This is a genomic window from Nonlabens sp., assembly GCF_051251825.1.
Classification (GTDB): Bacteria; Bacteroidota; Bacteroidia; order Flavobacteriales; family Flavobacteriaceae; genus Nonlabens.
This window is the reverse complement of the sequence record NZ_JBPOGG010000013.1, coordinates 35,649-54,178: the sequence shown is the minus strand read 5'-3', so window position 1 is coordinate 54,178 and position 18,530 is coordinate 35,649. Positions and strand designations below refer to the sequence as shown.

Sequence of the window (18,530 nt, the reverse complement as noted above, 5' to 3'; positions counted from 1 at the left end):
ATCTAGCGGCTATAATTAGGAGCTTCTTTAGTAATGGTCACATCATGAGGATGACTTTCTTGTACACCAGCCGACGTTATTTTCACAAAACGGCCAGTATTCTTAAGTGTTTCAATATCTGCCGCTCCACAATATCCCATTCCGGCACGTAGTCCACCTAAAAACTGAGTCATGCTTTCCACAAGATCTCCTTTATAAGGTACACGACCTACAATCCCTTCAGGAACTAATTTTTTAATATCATCTTCAACATCTTGAAAATAGCGGTCTTTTGAACCATGTTGCATCGCCTCTACTGATCCCATACCACGATAAGATTTGAATTTACGACCATCATATATGATTGTTTCTCCAGGTGACTCAGTCGTTCCTGCAAGCAACGAACCTAACATTACACTATCTGCTCCAGCGGCAATTGCTTTAGGAATATCACCGGTGTAACGTATTCCACCATCTGCAATAACAGGAACTCCAGTTCCTTTTAAAGCATGAGCAGCTTCCATTACAGCGCTTAGTTGTGGAAAACCTACTCCAGCAACAACTCGAGTAGTACAAATAGATCCTGGTCCTATTCCTACTTTTACGGCATCTGCTCCAGCGTCTGCTAGGTATTTTGCAGCCTCAGCAGTAGCAACATTACCTACAACTACGTCCAGGTTAGGGAATGCAGCTTTTACTTTTTTCAAAACCTCAACCACACCTTTAGTATGACCATGAGCCGTATCAATAACTACAGCATCAACTCCAGCATTTACCAGAGCACCAGCTCTATCTACTGCATCACCAGTTACACCTATTGCAGCGGCAACACGTAAACGACCGTATTGATCCTTATTTGCATTAGGCTTTAAAGTAAGTTTAGTAATATCTCTAAATGTAATAAGACCGACCAGTTTATCCTGATCATCTACTACGAGTAGTTTTTCAATTTTATATTCTTGAAGTATTGCTTCAGCATCTTGAAGTGAAGTACCAGCTTTGGCAGTGATTAAATTATCTGAAGTCATTACCTCAGTTACAGAACGGCTATTGTCTTTTTCAAAACGCAAATCGCGATTAGTTACAATACCTTTTATATATCCTGCCTCATCTACTATAGGAATTCCACCTATGCTGTGTTCTCTCATGTTCGCTTTGGCATCTCCTATAGTTGCGTTAACAGTAAGCGTTACCGGATCGATGATCATACCACTTTCTGCACGTTTAACACGTCGCACTTTTTGGGCTTGTGCCTCGATGGACATATTCTTGTGCAAAATACCAATTCCGCCTTCTTGCGCCATGGCTATGGCCATACGACTTTCAGTAACGGTATCCATTGCTGCACTTATAACTGGTGCATTAAGAGTTATGTTTCTTGAAAATTTAGTTTTAATACTTACTTCTCGTGGAAGTACCTCGCTATATGCTGGTACGAGAAGAACATCATCATAGGTTAATGCTTCACCTAGGAACTTAGAATCGTGAGAGATCATGCAATAGAATTTTATTGCATGCAAATATACGTTTTTTAATTGGTGCGCTATGCAGCTGTTCAAAAGCTTAACTCTAACTTATTTAGAATCAGTTTAAATAATAAAAATTGATGACTTTGTATTCTTCCATTAGAAATATCAATAACGAAAAGCGTCTTTTATTTTTATCAAGTCTAAATAAGGATATAAATTTGCAGCCGAATTCAAATAACTATTTATATTAAGTCTAAATAAATGAAAAAAGGTTTTCTTATTACTCTAACTATTTTGAGTCTCGCTTTCGCGAAAGCGCAACAACCACAAGCCAAAGCACAAGACTCCATCAATAATTTATCAGTTATCTTATTGCGTCCTTCATCAGTCTTTGGAAGTAAATATGCAGCAGCAAACAGGACTGGTAGTTCTTACTATGTATCTGAAAAAGATTTGTCTAAATTCAACTACACAGATGTCAATCGTGCTCTATTAAGTATTCCAGGAGTAAATATTACTGAGGAAGATGGATATGGATTGCGACCTAATATATCCTTAAGAGGAACGCAGGCAGAGCGTTCTTCAAAAATCACATTAATGGAAGATGGAGTTCTTATTGCTCCAGCTCCTTACTCTGCTCCTGCAGCCTATTATTTTCCTAACGTTGCTCGTATGGAAGCTATAGAGGTTCTTAAAGGAAGTAGCCAGGTACAATATGGTCCATTTACCACAGGTGGAGCGATAAACTTTGTATCCAGCAGTATAGCAGATAACCTTGAAGGTTATGCACGTATGAATATAGGGAATTATAATAGTAAACAGACTGAATTGCGCATAAGTGATAGCTCTGAAAGATTCGGTTATGTAGCAGAATTTTTAAATTTTAATTCTGACGGTTTTAAAACACTTGATGGTGGCGGGAATACTGGTTTTGACCGTAATGATTACTCGGGAAAATTCAGATACAACACAGCTGCCGACGCCAAAATTTATCAATCCTTAACGCTGAAACTACAATTTAGTGAAGGTGTGGATAATGAAACCTATCTAGGACTTACAGATGAAGATTTCAAAAACGATCCATACCGTAGATATCTTGCGAGTGCCGTAGATAGAATAGATACTGAACATGATCAAATCCAGTTGACTCATTTGATACAACCAGCTAAGAATTTGATTTTCACGACTACAGCATACTCAAATAATTTTGCGAGAAACTGGTACAAGCTTAATGACGTTAATACAGGAAATGGTAATGTCGGAATCGCAAATATCTTAAACGATCCTATCACAAATGCGCAAGAATATGAAGCCATTTCAAGTGGAAACGACACCGCTGAAAATGTATTTAACGTGAAAGCAAATAATCGCAATTACTATTCTATAGGAATTCAAACTAAAGCAAATATCAGTTTTGGTAATAAAGTTCTAAGCGACCTTGAAATTGGATTGCGTTACCACACAGATCAAGAGGATCGTTTTCAATGGGTAGATGCTTATGGGATTACTAACGGCAAGCTAGCATTAAACACACCAGGTACTCCAGGAACAGATGCAAACAGAGTAAGCGAAGCCAGAGCGATTGCTGCTCACGTATTATATAAAGCAAACTTAGGGAAGCTTACCATCACACCAGGATTGCGCTATGAGGATATCAATTTAACCAGAGACAATTATGGAAGCAGTGACATAGATAGAACTGGCGCCAATTTAAGCACAAGAGAAAATAATGTTCAAGTATGGATTCCAGGTATAGGTGCACATTATAAAATTGATAAGAACTTAGCCTTTTTTGGTGGTGTGCATAAAGGTTTTTCTCCTCCAGGAAGTGCTCCAGACGTAGATGAAGAAAAAAGTATTAACTATGAGTTAGGTTCTCGATTTTTAATAAAAGGCTTGCGTGGAGAGGCCACTGCTTTCTTTAATGATTACAGCAATTTATTAGGAAGTGACCTTGCTGCTAGCGGTGGTGGCGGTACCACAGATATGTTTAATGCTGGAGAGGTTAATGTAAGTGGTCTTGAACTCGCATTGACTTATGATTTTCTACAGAATAATAATAAATGGTCATTTCCACTGACCTTTAATTATACCTATACAAATACTTCATTCCAAAATGCATTTGACAGCGATGTCTATGGTGAGGTTTCCATAGGTGATGAAATCCCATATATTGCAGAAAATCAATGGAACATCATTGCAGGAGTTTCACACGGCAAATGGGATTTTAATGCAAACGCTAGATTCGTAGGAGCGATGAGAACTCAAGCTGGTAGTGGCACAATCCTAGCTACAGAACGTGTGGATAGCAATTTTATAATAGATGCTGCAGCAAGATTTAAAGTAAGTAAGAACCTTACTCTAACTGCAAACATGATTAACCTACTTGATGCAGAATATGCAGCCTCTAGACAACCGGCTGGATTACGACCTGGTCATCCATTTGGTATAAATACAGGATTGATTGCTCGATTTTAAAATAAAACGAACTCGTCAATCAAAAAACTTTATTTAGATATTCTTAATAAAATTACTGCTGAGTGGTAATACCTCAAAACATCATGCGGCTTGTTTAAGATTTAACCCTATTTACACTTGTAAAAGTTAATTAAATAATTTAAATTGCTGCGTTTTGAAATACATTCAAGATGCTTTCCCCTTAAATGCTCTATCTCATAAGTAGAGCATTTTTTATTTCTTATAAGCCTTAACTTCAAATACAGTTGGGTATAAACCATCTTTAAGATAATAAAGTCCATCTTCATTTAATTCCATACTTGGAAAAACATCATAAGGACTTCCATCATGCTCTGCTACTAGAGCTATTTGTAAACCAGCGTTTATTAACGATTGAATAACCTCGCTTAAACTATGGTTCCATCCATATTCTTTTGAAATCATAGTCGATTTATCATCTCCATAAGTTCCTTCATACTCATCATAGATAGCTTCTTCTCGAGCATAATGATATTTCATAACTGGTGGTGATACATTATAATCATACATCCATGCTATAGGATGAAATTCTACGATATAGAAAATACCATCTTTTTTGAGACGATCAGCAATCATTTGAGCCCATGGTTTTAAATCTGGCAACCAGCCTATAGTACCGTAACTGGTAAACACGATATCAAACTGCTCTTGAACATGCTGTGAAGTATCCAAAACATTACAACACACAAACGTAGCTGGAATCTCTAGCGATGCACTTAACTCTTGAGCTTTTTTTATCGCTGCATCACTTATATCTACCGCGGTAACAGCAGCACCTTTATGCGCCCAGCTCAATGAATCTTGACCAAAATGACACTGCAAGTGCAACATCGATTTTCCAGTGACATCTCCTAGAGCTTTTAATTCATAAGAGTTGAGAGAATTTTTCGCTTTCGCGAAAGCGTCCTTATCATAAAACTTGCTCTCAAAATGAACAGCCGTTTTCTCATTCCAAGTCTGTCGATTGACTTCAAATTGTTCTTTTAAGTCCATATGTTAAAATTTTAACTTTCAGCAACATAATTAATCAGCTGATTGGTGCAATGTTATGAAATAAAGATTGGATTTTTTCTTAGTAATTCTATAACAGCAATAAGAAATATATACAATTGATGCAGTTTATCTACTAAAGTAATTGCAACTTAAATAATAATTAATTTTCTATCAACATTCTACACCATCACTTAACTATCTGAAAATTATCATTTTAAATAAAAACAAACCCATATTTTGTTAATTACTAAGGAACATAGATTAAGAATAAGTCATTTTTTTAACATTAAAAATGATTAACTAGATATAACTAATCTTAAAAACCCTAAAAAATGAAAGTTACTACCAAGTATTTCCTTTGTTCGGTAATCGGCTTAATTAGTCTTTTGTCGATCGCTCAAACTCAAAAGGATCGTGAGAAAATCACTAGTCGTATGGACTTAGTAAAACTTCAAGAACTAGAAAGTAATTATAGATTACAATCTATTCAAGAAAAGCAAGAAGCGATGTCATTTGCAATTGCAAATAATATACCTACTAGAAAAACACTAGATGATGGAACTCTAGTTGAAATTCAAAAAATAGTTGACGGAACTCCTATCTACTATTCTACTTTTAATGTTGATGCTGCTACATCTACGCGTACTAATTATATGCACAATAACGGTGGACTAGGACTTAATATAGAAGGTCAAAGCATGACTGGATATATTTGGGATGGTGGACTTGCACGTGCTTCTCATCAAGAATATGATGGACCTGGAGGAAATAATAGGTTCTCCATAGGAGATAATAGTTCTACACTAAATTTCCATGCAGCGCATGTCACAGGAACCGTAATCGCTTATGGAGCACAAGCCGCAGCCAAAGGTATGGCTCCACGAGCAAGCGCCGTAGGTCATGACTGGAATAATGATAAAGCCGAAGCTACTGCTCAAGCTGCAAACGGAATGTTACTTTCTAATCACTCTTATGGTTATGCACCTAGAGATCAATTTGGAAATCCTCAACTACCAGCATATTACTTTGGTGGTTATATATCAGAATCTAGAGATTGGGATGTAATTATGTACAATGCTCCTTATTATTTAATGGTAGTTGCTGCCGGTAACGATGGTAATGATAACACGGCAAACCCATCTCCACTGAATGGTAACTCTAGCTATGATAAATTAACAGGGCATTCTGTATCTAAGAATAATCTTGTTATTGCAAATGCAAACGACGCAAACATAAATGCAAACGGAACCTTAAGCAGCGTTTCTATAAACTCTAGCTCAAGTGAAGGACCTACTGATGACTTACGTATCAAGCCAGACCTTACAGGAAATGGAACAGGTGTTTATTCTAGTTATGAAAGTAGCAATACCGCTTATAATTCTATCACAGGAACATCTATGGCGTCACCTAATGTGATGGGTTCTTTATTATTACTACAACAATATCACAATAGCTTGAATAATTCTTACATGAGAGCATCCACTCTTAAAGGTCTTGCACTTCATACTGCAGATGATGCAGGAAGCAACGGACCAGACGCTGTCTTTGGTTGGGGACTTATGAATACTAAAAAAGCGGCCGAGGCAATTACCGGTGAAGGCAGTAACTCTTTCATATCTGAATTGACACTAACTTCAGGTCAATCTTATACCATTGATGTAAACGCTAGCGGACTTGAAGACCTTAAAGCATCCATTTCATGGACTGATGTTGCTGGAACAGCTACTACAGCTGCAAATAGTAACACAGCTCGTTTAGTAAATGACTTAGACATAAGAGTTACTAAATCTGGAACTACTTATAATCCATGGAGATTAACAAGTATAACTGCAAATGGAAAAGGTGATAATAGCCGCGATCCTTATGAAAGAGTTGATGTGAGTAATGCATCTGGAACTTATACCATTACTGTTACACATAAAGGCAGTTTAAGCAGCGGTAGCCAAAACTATTCTCTTATCGTTACAGGAGTTGCTGCTCAAGCTCAGCCATGTATAGCCTCTACTCCTTCAGGATTAAATGCAACAGGAACCGGAAGTACTGACGCTTCTCTAGGTTGGAATGCCGTTGCAAGTGCTAGTTATGGAGTTCGCTTTCGCGAAAGCGGAACCACAACATGGACTAACCTCACAAGTGCTTCACCTAGTATAACAATCAACGGTCTATCTCCATCAACTTCTTACCAAGCTCAAGTGCGTAGTGTTTGTGCTGGTGGATCAAATAGTTCTTATAGCTCTACAATCACATTCTCTACCACAAGTGTACAATACTGTGCTTCAAACGGGAATAGTGTTGCCGACGAATACATAGGTCGTGTTCAATTTAACACGATCAATCAAGTAAGTGGTGCAGGAGCTGGTGGTTATACTAATTATACAAGTGTATCTACTGCAGTTTCAAAAGGAACTAGTTACAACATAACTGTAACTCCTACTTGGACAGGAACTGTATACAGTGAAGGTTACGCGGCATGGATAGATTATAATCAAGATGGTGATTTTGATGATGCAGGCGAGCAAGTTTGGACTGCTGCAGTAACTCAAAACACTCCTGTAAGTGGTTCTTTCTCGATTCCTAATAGCGCTTTAAATGGAGCAACTAGAATGAGAGTTTCTATGAGTTATAATGCTGTACCAGCTTCGTGTGGAAGCTTCAGCTATGGTGAAGTAGAAGACTATACTGTAAACATCAGCTCATCTACGGTAGACACCACAGCACCGTCAGCACCTAGTTCACTAGCTAGTTCTAACTTAACTGAAACTACGGTTAACTTGAACTGGACAGCTTCAACAGATAATGTAGGTGTAACTAGTTATGAAGTAAGAAGAGGAACAACTGTTTTAACAACAACTGCAGCAACTAATATTCAGATTACTGGACTAGTTATAGGTACTAATTATAGTTTCAACGTGCGCGCAAAAGACGCAGCAGGAAACATCTCTACAGCTTCAAATAGCGTTAGTGTTACTCCTACTGATCAAACGGCTCCATCTGTTCCATCTGGATTGAACGTTTCAAACATTACACAAAACACGGCAAGTGTTTCTTGGAACGCCTCTTCAGATAACGTAGGAGTTGCGAGTTATGATCTTTATTTAAATGGTTCATTATTAAGCAATGTATCAGGAACAGCAGCAAACCTTACTGGTTTAAATGCTGGAACGACATATAATGTTTCAGTAAGAGCAAAAGATGCTGCTGGCAATAACAGTGCTCAAAGCTCTACAAGTAACTTTACAACTGAAGCTCCTGTTGCAACAGGTTGTACAGGTGCTATCGCTCTTCCTTACAGTGAAGGTTTTGAATCTGGTATTGGCGCTTGGACTCAAGCAAGTGGTGATGATTTTGACTGGACTAGACGTTCTGGTGGCACTCCATCTACAGGAACAGGTCCATCAAGCGCTACTCAAGGATCATTTTATATGTATGTAGAAGCAAGTGCTCCTAATAATACATCAAAGACGACTTACTTCAATTCTCCATGTTTTGATTTAAGCTCGGTAAGCAGTGCTAACTTCGGATTCAAATACCATATGAATGGAGCTGCTTCCATGGGAGCATTAACTGTTCAAGCGAGCACTAATAATGGAACTTCATGGACTAATGTTTGGACAAGATCTGGAAGTCAGAATACAGCGTGGCAAACCGCTACATTAGACTTAAGCTCTTACACAGGTGCTGCTCTTAAATTAAGATTTAAAGGAACTACAACTAATCAGTGGAAAGGTGATATCGCAGTAGATGATGTAACATTTAGCTCTGCAAGTCCTAGCACTGCGGCAAATTTACAAATCACATTTGATCGTTATGCTTCAGAAACGAGCTGGTCACTTGCAAATAGCAATGGTACAACAGTAGCCTCTGGTAGTAACTATGGTTCTCAAGCAGAAGGCTCTGTAGTAAACGTTCCTTTATCACTTCCAGCAGATTGTTATGTTTTAACTTTCAACGACACTTATGGAGACGGAATGTGTTGTGCTTATGGAAATGGTGGTTATGTATTAAGCTCTGGTGGAGCAACACTAGCTTCAGGTGGATCTTTTACAGAGACTCAGGTGAATAACTTCTGTGTAGGTGGTGCGGTTGCAAACAGTACTTTAAGTACAGTAACTGAAATTGCGACACCTTTCCTATCCATATACCCTAATCCAGTTAAAGATGGTCAATTGAATATAATCGCTCCTCGTTTAGACCGTATCGATTATAACATTATCAATTTACAAGGACAAGTAGTATTAAAAGGATCCACAGAAAAATCTGTAGATGTATCCCTATTAAAAACGGGTATTTACATGATTCAAATTGAAACTTATAAAGAAACGATTGTAGAGCGTTTCATAGTTGAATAATTTTCAGAACATAATTTTAAAAAGGCCATCATGATTGATGGCCTTTTTTTTATAGTGTTAGTTTTTGTTTAACTATTAACTCAAATAATTAAACGTAATTTTGAAAAACATGAAACACATTGCACAAAAAGATATAGAAAATTTAGATCGTTTTTACCGTGGTAATCTCATCAACAGCGTGACTGGCTACAAAAGCGCTAACCTTCTTGCTACGCGCTCCCAAGATGGAATAGATAACGTCGCGATATTTAGTAGTGTGACACATCTAGGAAGTAATCCAGCGATGTTCAGTTTTGTACAGCGACCACTGGGACATGGTGTAGGACACACTTATGAAAATTTAAAAGCAACTGGAAAAATCACGCTCAATCATATCAACATGGAATTAGTAGAACGAGCACATCAATCCAGCGCAAAATACCCTAGGGAGATTTCAGAATTTGAACGACTTGATATAGGTCTATTGAATAGAAATGGATTTCATGCACCATTTGTTAAAGAGGCAAATATTCAAGTCGCAGCAGAGTATGTTTCAGACTATCTCATTAAAGAGAACAATTGCATTCTCGTCATTTGTAAAATCACTGATATTTTCATTATAGAAAATATTCAACATAAAGATGGTTGGCTAGATTTAGAAAAAGCAGGCTCAGCAACCATTAATGGTCTTGATGGTTATGCTGTCGCGAAAACTCAGAAACGACTATCCTACGCACAAATAAATAAAGAACTGGAAGAACTAACCTTAGATACTGATGCGTAATCAACACAACTTACCTACCAAAACATGTCCTGTCTGCGAGCGACCGTTTACATGGCGTAAGAAATGGGAGAAGAACTGGGAAACGGTAAAGTATTGTAGTAAGAAATGTAGTGGGAAGAAATGAGTTAAGAGTTAAGAGTTAAGAGTTAAGAGTTAAGAGTTAAGAAAAATGAAAATTTAGGTCGAGTAATCTACCAAAACATATTGTTTTTCTCCATAAGTTATCGCTTGCTCCTATCTAAAAATCCGACTTCAGTCGGCGTAAATACAAAGAACGCTGTAGGCGACAGAAGTAATTCGCAGCGGCAGACTTCAGTCTGCCAGCAATGAATAAAATTTTGTGGAAAATGAGATTGAGTAATCATCGTTTGCCATTGCAATCAGATTCCGCATCAGGCCTGCCTGCCGGCAAAGGCAGGTGCGGAATAACAGATTTAAAAAGCCGACTTCAGTCGGCGTAAATAAAAAGAACGCTGCAGGCGACATAATAAATTCACAGCGGCAGACTTCAGCCTGCCAGCAATGGATAAATAATTTTTAATATGAGCAACCTAGTATGGTTTAGAAACGATTTAAGAATAACAGACAATCACAGTTTAAAAAACGCCTGTGATGCAAATGGTGCTGTTATAGGAGTTTACTTCTTTGATCCCATGTACTTTCAAGAAAGTGATTTTGGACTGGATATCGATATGCAATTACCATTCGGTAAAACAGGGAAATATAGAGCGCAGTTCATTATTGAAGCTGTAAAAGATCTAAGAAAACAACTAGAAAGTCATGGTATACCATTGTTGGTATTTCATGACTCGCCTGCTACAGTGATTCCGTCTTTAATTCAAGAACATGAAATTACAGATATCTACCTTCAAAAAGAGTGGACTCGAGATGAATTACAACAGGAAAAGTTGCTCGGAATTGAAATAGAAAAACTTGAAAAAAAACCAAAAGGTCGCAGAACTTACGATCAATTCCTCTTCCATCCTGATGATATTCCGTTCTCATCTTTTCAAAACATTCCTACTGTTTTTACGCAATTCCGCAAAAAGTGTGAGAAAGAATTACGAGTGAGAAACCTAGTTGATATAAAAGACTATCATCAAGAATTCCCTGAAGTGACTGAAACCAACTTACCAACTTTAAAAGAACTCGGACTTGAAAACTTTGAAAAAGATCATCGCACAGCTTTTCCTTGGAAAGGTGGCGCTACTGAAGCATGGGAAAGACTCAATCATTATTTCTGGGAAACGGGAAAACTTCAATACTATAAAAAAACTCGGAATGGCCTAGTAGGAATAGATTATAGCAGTAAATTAAGTGCATGGCTTGCCATAGGCTGCATAAGTGCTCGTGAGATTTATTGGGAAGTAAAAAGATTTGAAAAAGAAGTCAAAAAGAATCAAGATACATATTGGCTCATATTTGAATTGATATGGCGTGATTTCTTTAAATATGTATCTCTTAAAAATGGCAATGACATTTTCAAAATCGGCGGAATTCTACAAAAAGAGTATGAATGGAAAACCAGCTCACGAGAACTTGAAAAGTGGATGAATGGTGAAACTCATGAACGCTTTGTAAATGCAAACATGAAAGAGCTAAGTGCTACAGGATGGATGAGCAATCGTGGAAGGCAAAATGTGGCGAGCTACTGGTCCATGCATAAAGAACAAGACTGGCGCATAGGCGCTGCCTACTTTGAACACATCCTTATAGATTATGACGTGCATTCTAATTATGGCAACTGGATGTATAATAGTGGCGTGGGAAATGACCCTAGAAATAGAACTTTCAATATTCAGTTACAAGCTAGTCGCTATGATAACGATGGGAAGTTTCAACGATTGTGGTTGCAAGAAGAACTTTTTTAACTCAAATATGAAAACACTCAGACTCATTCTAGGAGACCAGCTTAATCATAAACACTCCTGGTACAATGGCAACCAAGATAACGTTATCTATTTCATGACCGAAATGCGCCAAGAGACAGATTATGTAACCCATCATATTCAAAAAGTAGTAGCCTTTTTTATGGCTATGCGTAGCTTTAATGAATGGATACAAGAACGTGGCTGGAATAGTATTTACTATCATCTTGATGAAGAAAATAATCAACAAGATTTGGTTAAAAACCTCAACCAAATCATCAAAGATGAAAAAATAGAAAAATTTGAATACCTCGCACCAGACGAGTGGCGACTCGACCAGCAACTTAAAGATTTTTGCAAATCTCTTGATATAGAATGGCAAGGTTATGATACCGAGCATTTTTTTACCAAGCGCAAAGATGTGGAGAAATTCTTTGAAGGTAAGAAGCGCATGACTATGGAATATTTCTACCGTGATATGCGCAAGAAGCACAACTTTATGGTAGATAATGATGGAGAACCAGAAGGTGGCAAGTGGAACTATGACCAGAGCAATCGCAACCAGTGGAAAGGCGAGACAGAGATCCCACATGAACGAGGTTTCCGTAAAGATGTTAGTGATATCGTAGACCTTTTAAAAAAAGAGAAAGTAAAAACTATAGGTCGTATTGATGAGAAGAACTTCAACTGGCCTACTACTCGACAAGACGGATTGGATGTTCTGAACTATTTCTGTGAGCACCTTTTGATAGAATTTGGAACCTATCAAGACGCTATGCATACAGATCAAGAATACTTATATCATTCCCGATTAAGTTTTGCGATGAATTCTAAACTACTAAGTCCTCAAGAAGTGATTGAGGCTGTTTTAGTACGCTTCCGCGAAAGCGAAAAACCCAATATCGACATTTCTCAAGTAGAAGGTTTTATAAGGCAAATACTAGGCTGGCGTGAGTTTATGAGAGGAATCTACTGGAAAGAAATGCCGGATTATCAAACTAAAAACAAACTAGAAAATCACAATCCACTACCCGACTTTTACTGGACTGGAGAAACTAAAATGAACTGTTTGAGTCAAGCGATTAACAACTCGCTTGATAATGCATATGCACACCACATACAGCGATTAATGGTTACTGGAAATTATGCCTTACTCACCATGACAGAACCTAGTTATGTGGATGAATGGTATTTAGGAATTTATATCGATGCGATTGAATGGGTAGAAATCACAAACACGCGCGGTATGTCTCAATGGGCAGATGGCGGAATAGTGGCGACCAAACCTTATGTATCCAGCGGTAGTTATATCAATAAAATGAGTAACTATTGTAAAGGCTGTCATTATAAAGTCAATAAGAAAAATGCTGAGGAAGATGCGTGCCCACTTAACTCCTTATACTGGAACTTTCTCGATGAGAAAAAAGAACATTTTGCGAGCAATCACCGTATGGGAATGATGATGAGTTTGCTTAAAAAAATGGATGCCGAAAAACTACAAGCTCATAAACAAAGAGCCACAGATGTAATTGAGAATCCTTCAAATTATTAACATAAATAAATGTGAATTATTATTTCATTAAGATTCATACATTTAAATTAGTCATAGATTTGAATCATAACCATTAAACTAAACTATTATGTTAAGAAGTATTTTATGGCTAGTAGCCGTCGTTTGTATTATTATTTGGATCTTAGGTTTTGCCGGTATAGGTGGCGGAATGGGTGAAAGTAATTTAATTCACATCCTTTTAGTAATTGCAGTTATTGTTGTGTTATTCAACATCATTTCAGGGAGAAAGCCTCTATAATCATTAATTAACCAATTAATTTAAATTTTATGTACAAGAAATTTTTAGTACTAGCAATTGCAGCAATTTTCACTTTTGGAACTGTAAGCTGTAGAGAAGAAAAAAGTCTAGGTGACAAAGTAGAAGATGTCGCTGACGATATTGAAGATGCAGTAGATTAAATTCTATTTCATTTATAAATTAAAGCCGCTTAATTTTATTAAGCGGCTTTTTTAATGCACTATTTTTTTACTGAATAGTCAAGTCAAACACAACCTGAACATCTGTCTCTCCACCAGCGTTAGAGAGAGAACCATCATTAGGCTTCATAGGTTCATGACGCAACACCACTGTTAAATTCCCAGTAGACACAGCTCCAGTTTGAAAAGTAGTCATCACTCCTAGAGGATTACCATTTACATCTACATCATCCTTAGCAATCATTACATCAGGAATACTTGCGATATAAAACACCTCATGCTCATCACTTTCTCCTTCAACTTCTTCTGTTATATTCTCGGCTGGAGACTCAGCTTCATTTAAGAATTGCACACTTCCCATATAACTAGAATTTGCCATTAAAACTCCAGTCGTCGTAACTATTGGTGGATTAGGTCCATCACCGTCTGCATCCACAGATTTATAGACAACTACATTAGTTGCATCAGCTGTATTAGTGAGTGTGTATTCTACTGTTGTGATCACTTCTTCTTCATTGATAACTTGTGGTGCATCATCATCACTACAAGATGCAAAAAAGCTTAAAGTTGATAAGATTGCTAAGGTTTTGATTGTTGTTTTCATAATTGTAATTATTTATTACTTGTTTGATTATTTGTATTAAAAATTATAAATGAATTGTAGTTGAATATCGCGCCCTACGTCGTCTGCATAAAAACGTTGTCTATTTAAAGAATTGCGATAATTAGTATTTAGAAGGTTATTTACGGTTAGTTTTAATTTTGCTTTCGCGAAAGCGTAACTCACACCAGCATTCCACAAACTATAAGCTGCAGGAGTTTGCGAAATTTCCACGAGTGCATCTTGAAATCCTCCAGAATTATTTGGGACAGAAACTATATAATCATTGTCTGGAAAACGAGTTTGTTGTAAAACCGTTTGATTTGAAACCAAAATATTTAATCCTGTATCAAAAGCGTCAAACCAAGTAATGGTATTATTGAACTGAGCTGGCGGCATGTCTATTAATGGCTCGTTAGCATCTGTATTTGTCCCATGTATGTATGAGAAATTTGAACTCCAGTTGATGAGTTTTTTTACTTTAAAAGTAATCTCACTACCAGTATCTTGAATAAGAGGTTGCCTCACCCAAAAATCATAACTCGCGCTCACATCTACACCATACAAGCTGGCATTAAGTTGCTCATATTGATACACTGGAAAAGCACCACGAGTTGTGGTCTCTATTCCTGTAGGTATGAGCTGGATATAATCATTTACTAAATTCACGTAAGGATTCATTTCTAGATCCAGTGAACCTTTCTTTAAATGAAAAGTAGTATTCAATTTATAAGATTGCTCTTTTTTCAAATCTAACCTTCCTAATTCTATTGTGGCTAGCGCATGATGTAATCCATCACTGAACAACTCACTAGGATTAGGTGCTCGGTTTGCAGTACTTAAATTAACGGCAACATCATAATATTCATTAAAATTATACTTAGTTCCTGCAGTAATAGCAAGTAAATTATAATCTATTACTGGATTAGTCAGTATCTGATTGCCTTCCTGCCTCACCTCAAATTGCGGATATTGATCATCATAACCTAAGGATTCCCATCTACTTTGCTGGTAAAATTTATCGGCATCTATTTTATAATGGTCATATCTAATTCCTGCATCTACTACCCAATTTTCTTTCACCTTATGCGTGACACTTGTAAAGAATCCTGCCTTAAATGCAGTATAATCTGGAATCAATCGTCGCACACCAGTATCTGGATTTGGAGTATTTATTTGAAACATTCCGTCTACTCCAGTTTCCAGAGTAGTATTACTCAAATAATCAATTAATAAATGTGCAGCCGCGGTGTGCGTTTGTAAATCCATATCCATAGAAGCACGACCAGCATTTGCACCTCTTCTTATATCATATTCTTTACGATTATTAAGTTGCAGAGCATAATCAACTTCTAGTTTACCAAAACCTGCAAACCTATTAAAAGCTCCTAACTGTAGACTGTGATGATTCACTTCTTGTCGTGGAGCATCTATATCATAAGTAAAATCATTAATAACTGCAGGTGCTCCAGAGTTGATACTATTTACTAAATCTGCGGCATTACCTATGTGAGAAGCTCTTAAGATTCCAAGTGTAGAATTATAAAAAGAGTACTTCAAACTCGCTCCATATTCAAATTTCCTGTACCCTAATCCTAAATTGATTGCTGCCGTTTCACTTCCTGTATTACTCAGTACGTAATCTGGAGCGTCATAATCACCTAATCGTTTATAAGTCATAGTCGCCTTTTGATACCAACCATTTTTACGATAATTATTCACCGTTCCAGTTAGAGATCCACCGCGACCGTTAGTTTGCAGCTGGCTTATAAAAGTTCCGTTTAAAGTGTCTTTAGAAATGATACGCGCTGGTTCTATTACAATTGTTCCGCCTATAGCATCTCCACCATAACGTAGCGCACTTGCACCTTTTATAACTTGAATATTACTTGCTGTATTCACGTCTATATTAGGCGCATGTTCAATGCCCCATTCTTGATCTTGCTGCCGCATTCCATCATTTACAATGGTTACTCGACTTCCATATAACCCATGAACAATAGGTTTCACCACACTATTCCCTGTTTTTAATGCACTTACACCAGGCACGCTGGCCAGTGCATCGCCCAGAGTAGCACCGCTGTAATTTTGCAAAATTTCTTTTGAAACTCGTGTCGCCGCTTGCGAACTGTTCTTATTATCGTGAACGTGTGCCACCACTTTTACCGCTTCGAGATCTTCTACATGATGCTCGAGCAGCACTTCTATTTTCTGAGAACTGGTTAAATTTATAGTCATAGTTTTAGGGTCACAATCTATGTGAGCAACGGTGATAGTATAAGTTCCAGCGCAGAGTTTATCAATTTTGAAATAACCATTAACGTCAGAGTTAATAGTTTTTTGCAATGGCTCGATGTAGATAGTGGCGAGTTCTAGCACACTATTATCGTGATAATCTTTAATTGTCCCTTCTATGGAATAGGTACAATCTTGTGCGGTTACCCATAATGCTGGAAATAGCATCATAAATAACCACAATTGAAATATTTTCATTGTGTAATTTTAGCTGTGAATTGTATTGAATGTGTCAATAAAATTAAACAGCTGGCGGTGGTCGTATGGAGAGATGTGATGTTTTTGAATATGCTTTCGCGGAAGCGTAATACTCATAGCTATCCTGCTTATAAAAAGTAAAGACAACAGGAGTTTCAATTACAAGAACCGGCTGAATTTCCAGCGCGGTAGATTGCATGTCATGCGCTACGATACATATATCACAATTATGAGAACTATCCTCATGCCCCAATTCATGGAGCGTAGAGAGTTGGACCATCACAAAAATGGCAAGTAACAAACGTGATATAAAAAGACGCCTTTTCATCGTCTCAAAGTTAAACAACCTTTTTAAAGGAATTCTAAATAAAGACATAAAAAAACTGCCCTACAATTGCAGGGCAGTTTATTCATTCATTTAATGATTGTATCCTATTCATTATAAAAATCAACTGAACTTGCTCCAGCTAACATATTACTTTCGTTAGGAGTAGCGTTACCAGATGCCGTTGCAGAGAATCCTAAGATTCTACCACCACCATTGGCGATTTCTGCAATGTATACCGTGTTTAAAACTGTATCATAAGTTACATCTATAGGGTTACCCATTAAAGTATTTGAACCAGCAACTCTTGTTTGAGTAGCTACAGACAAAGTTCCTCCATTTGCAACACCAGCAATTTGTGTAGTCGCGTTAGGTATTAAATGGTATCCACCGTCAGAATCACTCATTGCACTACCTATGTCTGTCATGATTAATAAATTATCAGTCGCATCATATGCAATACCATGGGTTCTTACTATTCCTTCAATTGTAATTTGCTTAGTTGGTGCAAGTAAACTAATTGAAGAGTTTGCTAAGAAGTTTTCATAAATCGCAAGATCAGATGAACTATCTACCACTGCATATAAATCGTCACCTACAAATTCAATTCCCCAAACTGGAAATCCTGTGTCTACTACATCTCCTAGTGTTAAACCAGCAGCTGTTCTAGTAAATACATAAAATTGATTAGTGTCATTATCTGCTACAACAACTTTATCGCCACTAATTGCTAGCGCTCTAGGACTAATTAGGTTTGCTGCACTATTTACACCAGTTATTGCTGTCATAGTTCCGTTAACCTGTGCTTCAATATTTGGATATACTGATAGGTATAAATCACTTCTCGATGCTACGAAAAGCTCATCGCTTCCAGCATCATACTGAATACCTTCATTTGATGTTGAGCTCGTTGTTAATGTAGATGTACCGTTTACAAGATCGTACACGGTAATGTCACCATTTGCCGTACTTGTAGCATAAAGCTCTGCACGATTAGGAGTAGTTGATCCACCATCATCATCACTTGTACAAGAGAATATGGTTAAACTTAATACTGCTATTGCTAAAATTTGCTTTTTCATAAAAAATTTTTAATTGTTCACTCTAAAGATACACGACACCACACGGGCAAACCATAGTTATTGTTAGAGTTTTAACATAAAAACAGAATAAAAAAAAGGAAAACAAAAATTTAAGCTAAATA

Annotated in this window: 14 protein-coding genes; 8 read left to right on the top strand and 6 right to left on the bottom strand. The window is 37.2% G+C overall.

The window, feature by feature from the left end; translation table 11 throughout:
• Window positions 1-2 precede the first annotated feature (2 nt).
• Complete coding sequence (guaB, locus tag ACSHWW_RS12675; RefSeq protein ID WP_435682834.1) at window positions 3-1,475, bottom strand: IMP dehydrogenase; 1,473 nt, start codon at window positions 1,473-1,475, stop codon at window positions 3-5.
• A gap of 234 nt (window positions 1,476-1,709) precedes the next feature.
• Here guaB and ACSHWW_RS12670 point away from each other — a divergent pair, with 234 nt between their 5' ends.
• Window positions 1,710-3,926: a TonB-dependent receptor family protein gene (locus ACSHWW_RS12670; protein WP_435682833.1), complete on the top strand. Its 2,217-nt coding sequence runs from the start codon at window positions 1,710-1,712 to the stop codon at window positions 3,924-3,926.
• Between the two features lie 213 nt (window positions 3,927-4,139).
• Here the strand turns inward: ACSHWW_RS12670 and ACSHWW_RS12665 are convergent, their stop codons facing one another.
• Window positions 4,140-4,937, bottom strand: a complete 798-nt coding sequence (locus ACSHWW_RS12665) for a class I SAM-dependent methyltransferase (RefSeq protein ID WP_435682832.1) — start codon at window positions 4,935-4,937, stop codon at window positions 4,140-4,142.
• Between the two features lie 386 nt (window positions 4,938-5,323).
• Here ACSHWW_RS12665 and ACSHWW_RS12660 point away from each other — a divergent pair, with 386 nt between their 5' ends.
• The 7 genes from ACSHWW_RS12660 to ACSHWW_RS12630 all read left to right on the top strand — a co-directional run bounded on the left by ACSHWW_RS12660 (window position 5,324) and on the right by ACSHWW_RS12630 (window position 13,889).
• Entirely contained in the window at window positions 5,324-9,286 is a 3,963-nt protein-coding gene (locus tag ACSHWW_RS12660) for a fibronectin type III domain-containing protein (RefSeq protein WP_435682831.1), read from the top strand.
• Between the two features lie 109 nt (window positions 9,287-9,395).
• Complete coding sequence (locus ACSHWW_RS12655; RefSeq protein ID WP_435682830.1) at window positions 9,396-10,049, top strand: flavin reductase family protein; 654 nt, start codon at window positions 9,396-9,398, stop codon at window positions 10,047-10,049.
• A complete protein-coding gene (locus ACSHWW_RS12650; RefSeq protein WP_435682829.1) occupies window positions 10,042-10,173 on the top strand; it encodes a DUF2256 domain-containing protein in 132 nt (43 codons plus the stop codon). Before ACSHWW_RS12655 ends, ACSHWW_RS12650 begins: the two co-directional genes overlap by 8 nt.
• A gap of 418 nt (window positions 10,174-10,591) precedes the next feature.
• A complete protein-coding gene (locus ACSHWW_RS12645) occupies window positions 10,592-11,920 on the top strand; it encodes a DASH family cryptochrome (RefSeq protein ID WP_435682828.1) in 1,329 nt (442 codons plus the stop codon).
• A 7-nt stretch (window positions 11,921-11,927) separates the two neighbouring features.
• Entirely contained in the window at window positions 11,928-13,469 is a 1,542-nt protein-coding gene (locus ACSHWW_RS12640; RefSeq protein ID WP_435682827.1) for a cryptochrome/photolyase family protein, read from the top strand.
• Window positions 13,470-13,557: 88 nt separating this feature from the next.
• Entirely contained in the window at window positions 13,558-13,728 is a 171-nt protein-coding gene (locus ACSHWW_RS12635; protein WP_435682826.1) for a lmo0937 family membrane protein, read from the top strand.
• 29 nt (window positions 13,729-13,757) lie between these two features.
• A complete protein-coding gene (locus ACSHWW_RS12630; RefSeq protein ID WP_435682825.1) occupies window positions 13,758-13,889 on the top strand; it encodes a hypothetical protein in 132 nt (43 codons plus the stop codon).
• 67 nt (window positions 13,890-13,956) lie between these two features.
• On the opposite strand, the gene ACSHWW_RS12625 is transcribed toward ACSHWW_RS12630, so the two are convergent.
• The 4 genes from ACSHWW_RS12625 to ACSHWW_RS12610 form a co-directional block, all read right to left on the bottom strand.
• Window positions 13,957-14,511, bottom strand: coding sequence for a type 1 periplasmic binding fold superfamily protein (locus tag ACSHWW_RS12625; RefSeq protein WP_435682824.1), 555 nt, complete (start codon window positions 14,509-14,511; stop codon window positions 13,957-13,959).
• Window positions 14,512-14,547: 36 nt separating this feature from the next.
• Window positions 14,548-17,001 (bottom strand): TonB-dependent receptor, encoded by a 2,454-nt coding sequence (locus ACSHWW_RS12620; protein ID WP_435682823.1) that lies wholly within the window; start codon window positions 16,999-17,001, stop codon window positions 14,548-14,550.
• A 43-nt stretch (window positions 17,002-17,044) separates the two neighbouring features.
• Window positions 17,045-17,329 carry a hypothetical protein gene (locus tag ACSHWW_RS12615; protein ID WP_435682822.1) on the bottom strand — a complete coding sequence of 95 codons (285 nt, stop codon included), beginning with the start codon at window positions 17,327-17,329 and terminating at the stop codon, window positions 17,045-17,047.
• Window positions 17,330-17,433: 104 nt separating this feature from the next.
• On the bottom strand, window positions 17,434-18,408 hold the full coding sequence (locus tag ACSHWW_RS12610; RefSeq protein ID WP_435682821.1) for a hypothetical protein: 975 nt from the start codon (window positions 18,406-18,408) through the stop codon (window positions 17,434-17,436).
• Window positions 18,409-18,530: the final 122 nt, after the last annotated feature.

Bases quoted from the DNA above. Each gene is read 5' to 3' on its own strand.
- guaB (WP_435682834.1), bottom strand. From the start codon at position 1,475: ATGATCTCTCACGATTCTAAGTTCCTAGGTGAAGCATTAACCTATGAT.
- ACSHWW_RS12670 (WP_435682833.1), top strand. From the start codon at position 1,710: ATGAAAAAAGGTTTTCTTATTACTCTAACTATTTTGAGTCTCGCTTTC.
- ACSHWW_RS12665 (WP_435682832.1), bottom strand. From the start codon at position 4,937: ATGGACTTAAAAGAACAATTTGAAGTCAATCGACAGACTTGGAATGAG.
- ACSHWW_RS12655 (WP_435682830.1), top strand. From the start codon at position 9,396: ATGAAACACATTGCACAAAAAGATATAGAAAATTTAGATCGTTTTTAC.
- ACSHWW_RS12650 (WP_435682829.1), top strand. From the start codon at position 10,042: ATGCGTAATCAACACAACTTACCTACCAAAACATGTCCTGTCTGCGAG.
- ACSHWW_RS12645 (WP_435682828.1), top strand. From the start codon at position 10,592: ATGAGCAACCTAGTATGGTTTAGAAACGATTTAAGAATAACAGACAAT.
- ACSHWW_RS12640 (WP_435682827.1), top strand. From the start codon at position 11,928: ATGAAAACACTCAGACTCATTCTAGGAGACCAGCTTAATCATAAACAC.
- ACSHWW_RS12635 (WP_435682826.1), top strand. From the start codon at position 13,558: ATGTTAAGAAGTATTTTATGGCTAGTAGCCGTCGTTTGTATTATTATT.
- ACSHWW_RS12630 (WP_435682825.1), top strand. From the start codon at position 13,758: ATGTACAAGAAATTTTTAGTACTAGCAATTGCAGCAATTTTCACTTTT.
- ACSHWW_RS12625 (WP_435682824.1), bottom strand. From the start codon at position 14,511: ATGAAAACAACAATCAAAACCTTAGCAATCTTATCAACTTTAAGCTTT.
- ACSHWW_RS12620 (WP_435682823.1), bottom strand. From the start codon at position 17,001: ATGAAAATATTTCAATTGTGGTTATTTATGATGCTATTTCCAGCATTA.
- ACSHWW_RS12615 (WP_435682822.1), bottom strand. From the start codon at position 17,329: ATGAAAAGGCGTCTTTTTATATCACGTTTGTTACTTGCCATTTTTGTG.
- ACSHWW_RS12610 (WP_435682821.1), bottom strand. From the start codon at position 18,408: ATGAAAAAGCAAATTTTAGCAATAGCAGTATTAAGTTTAACCATATTC.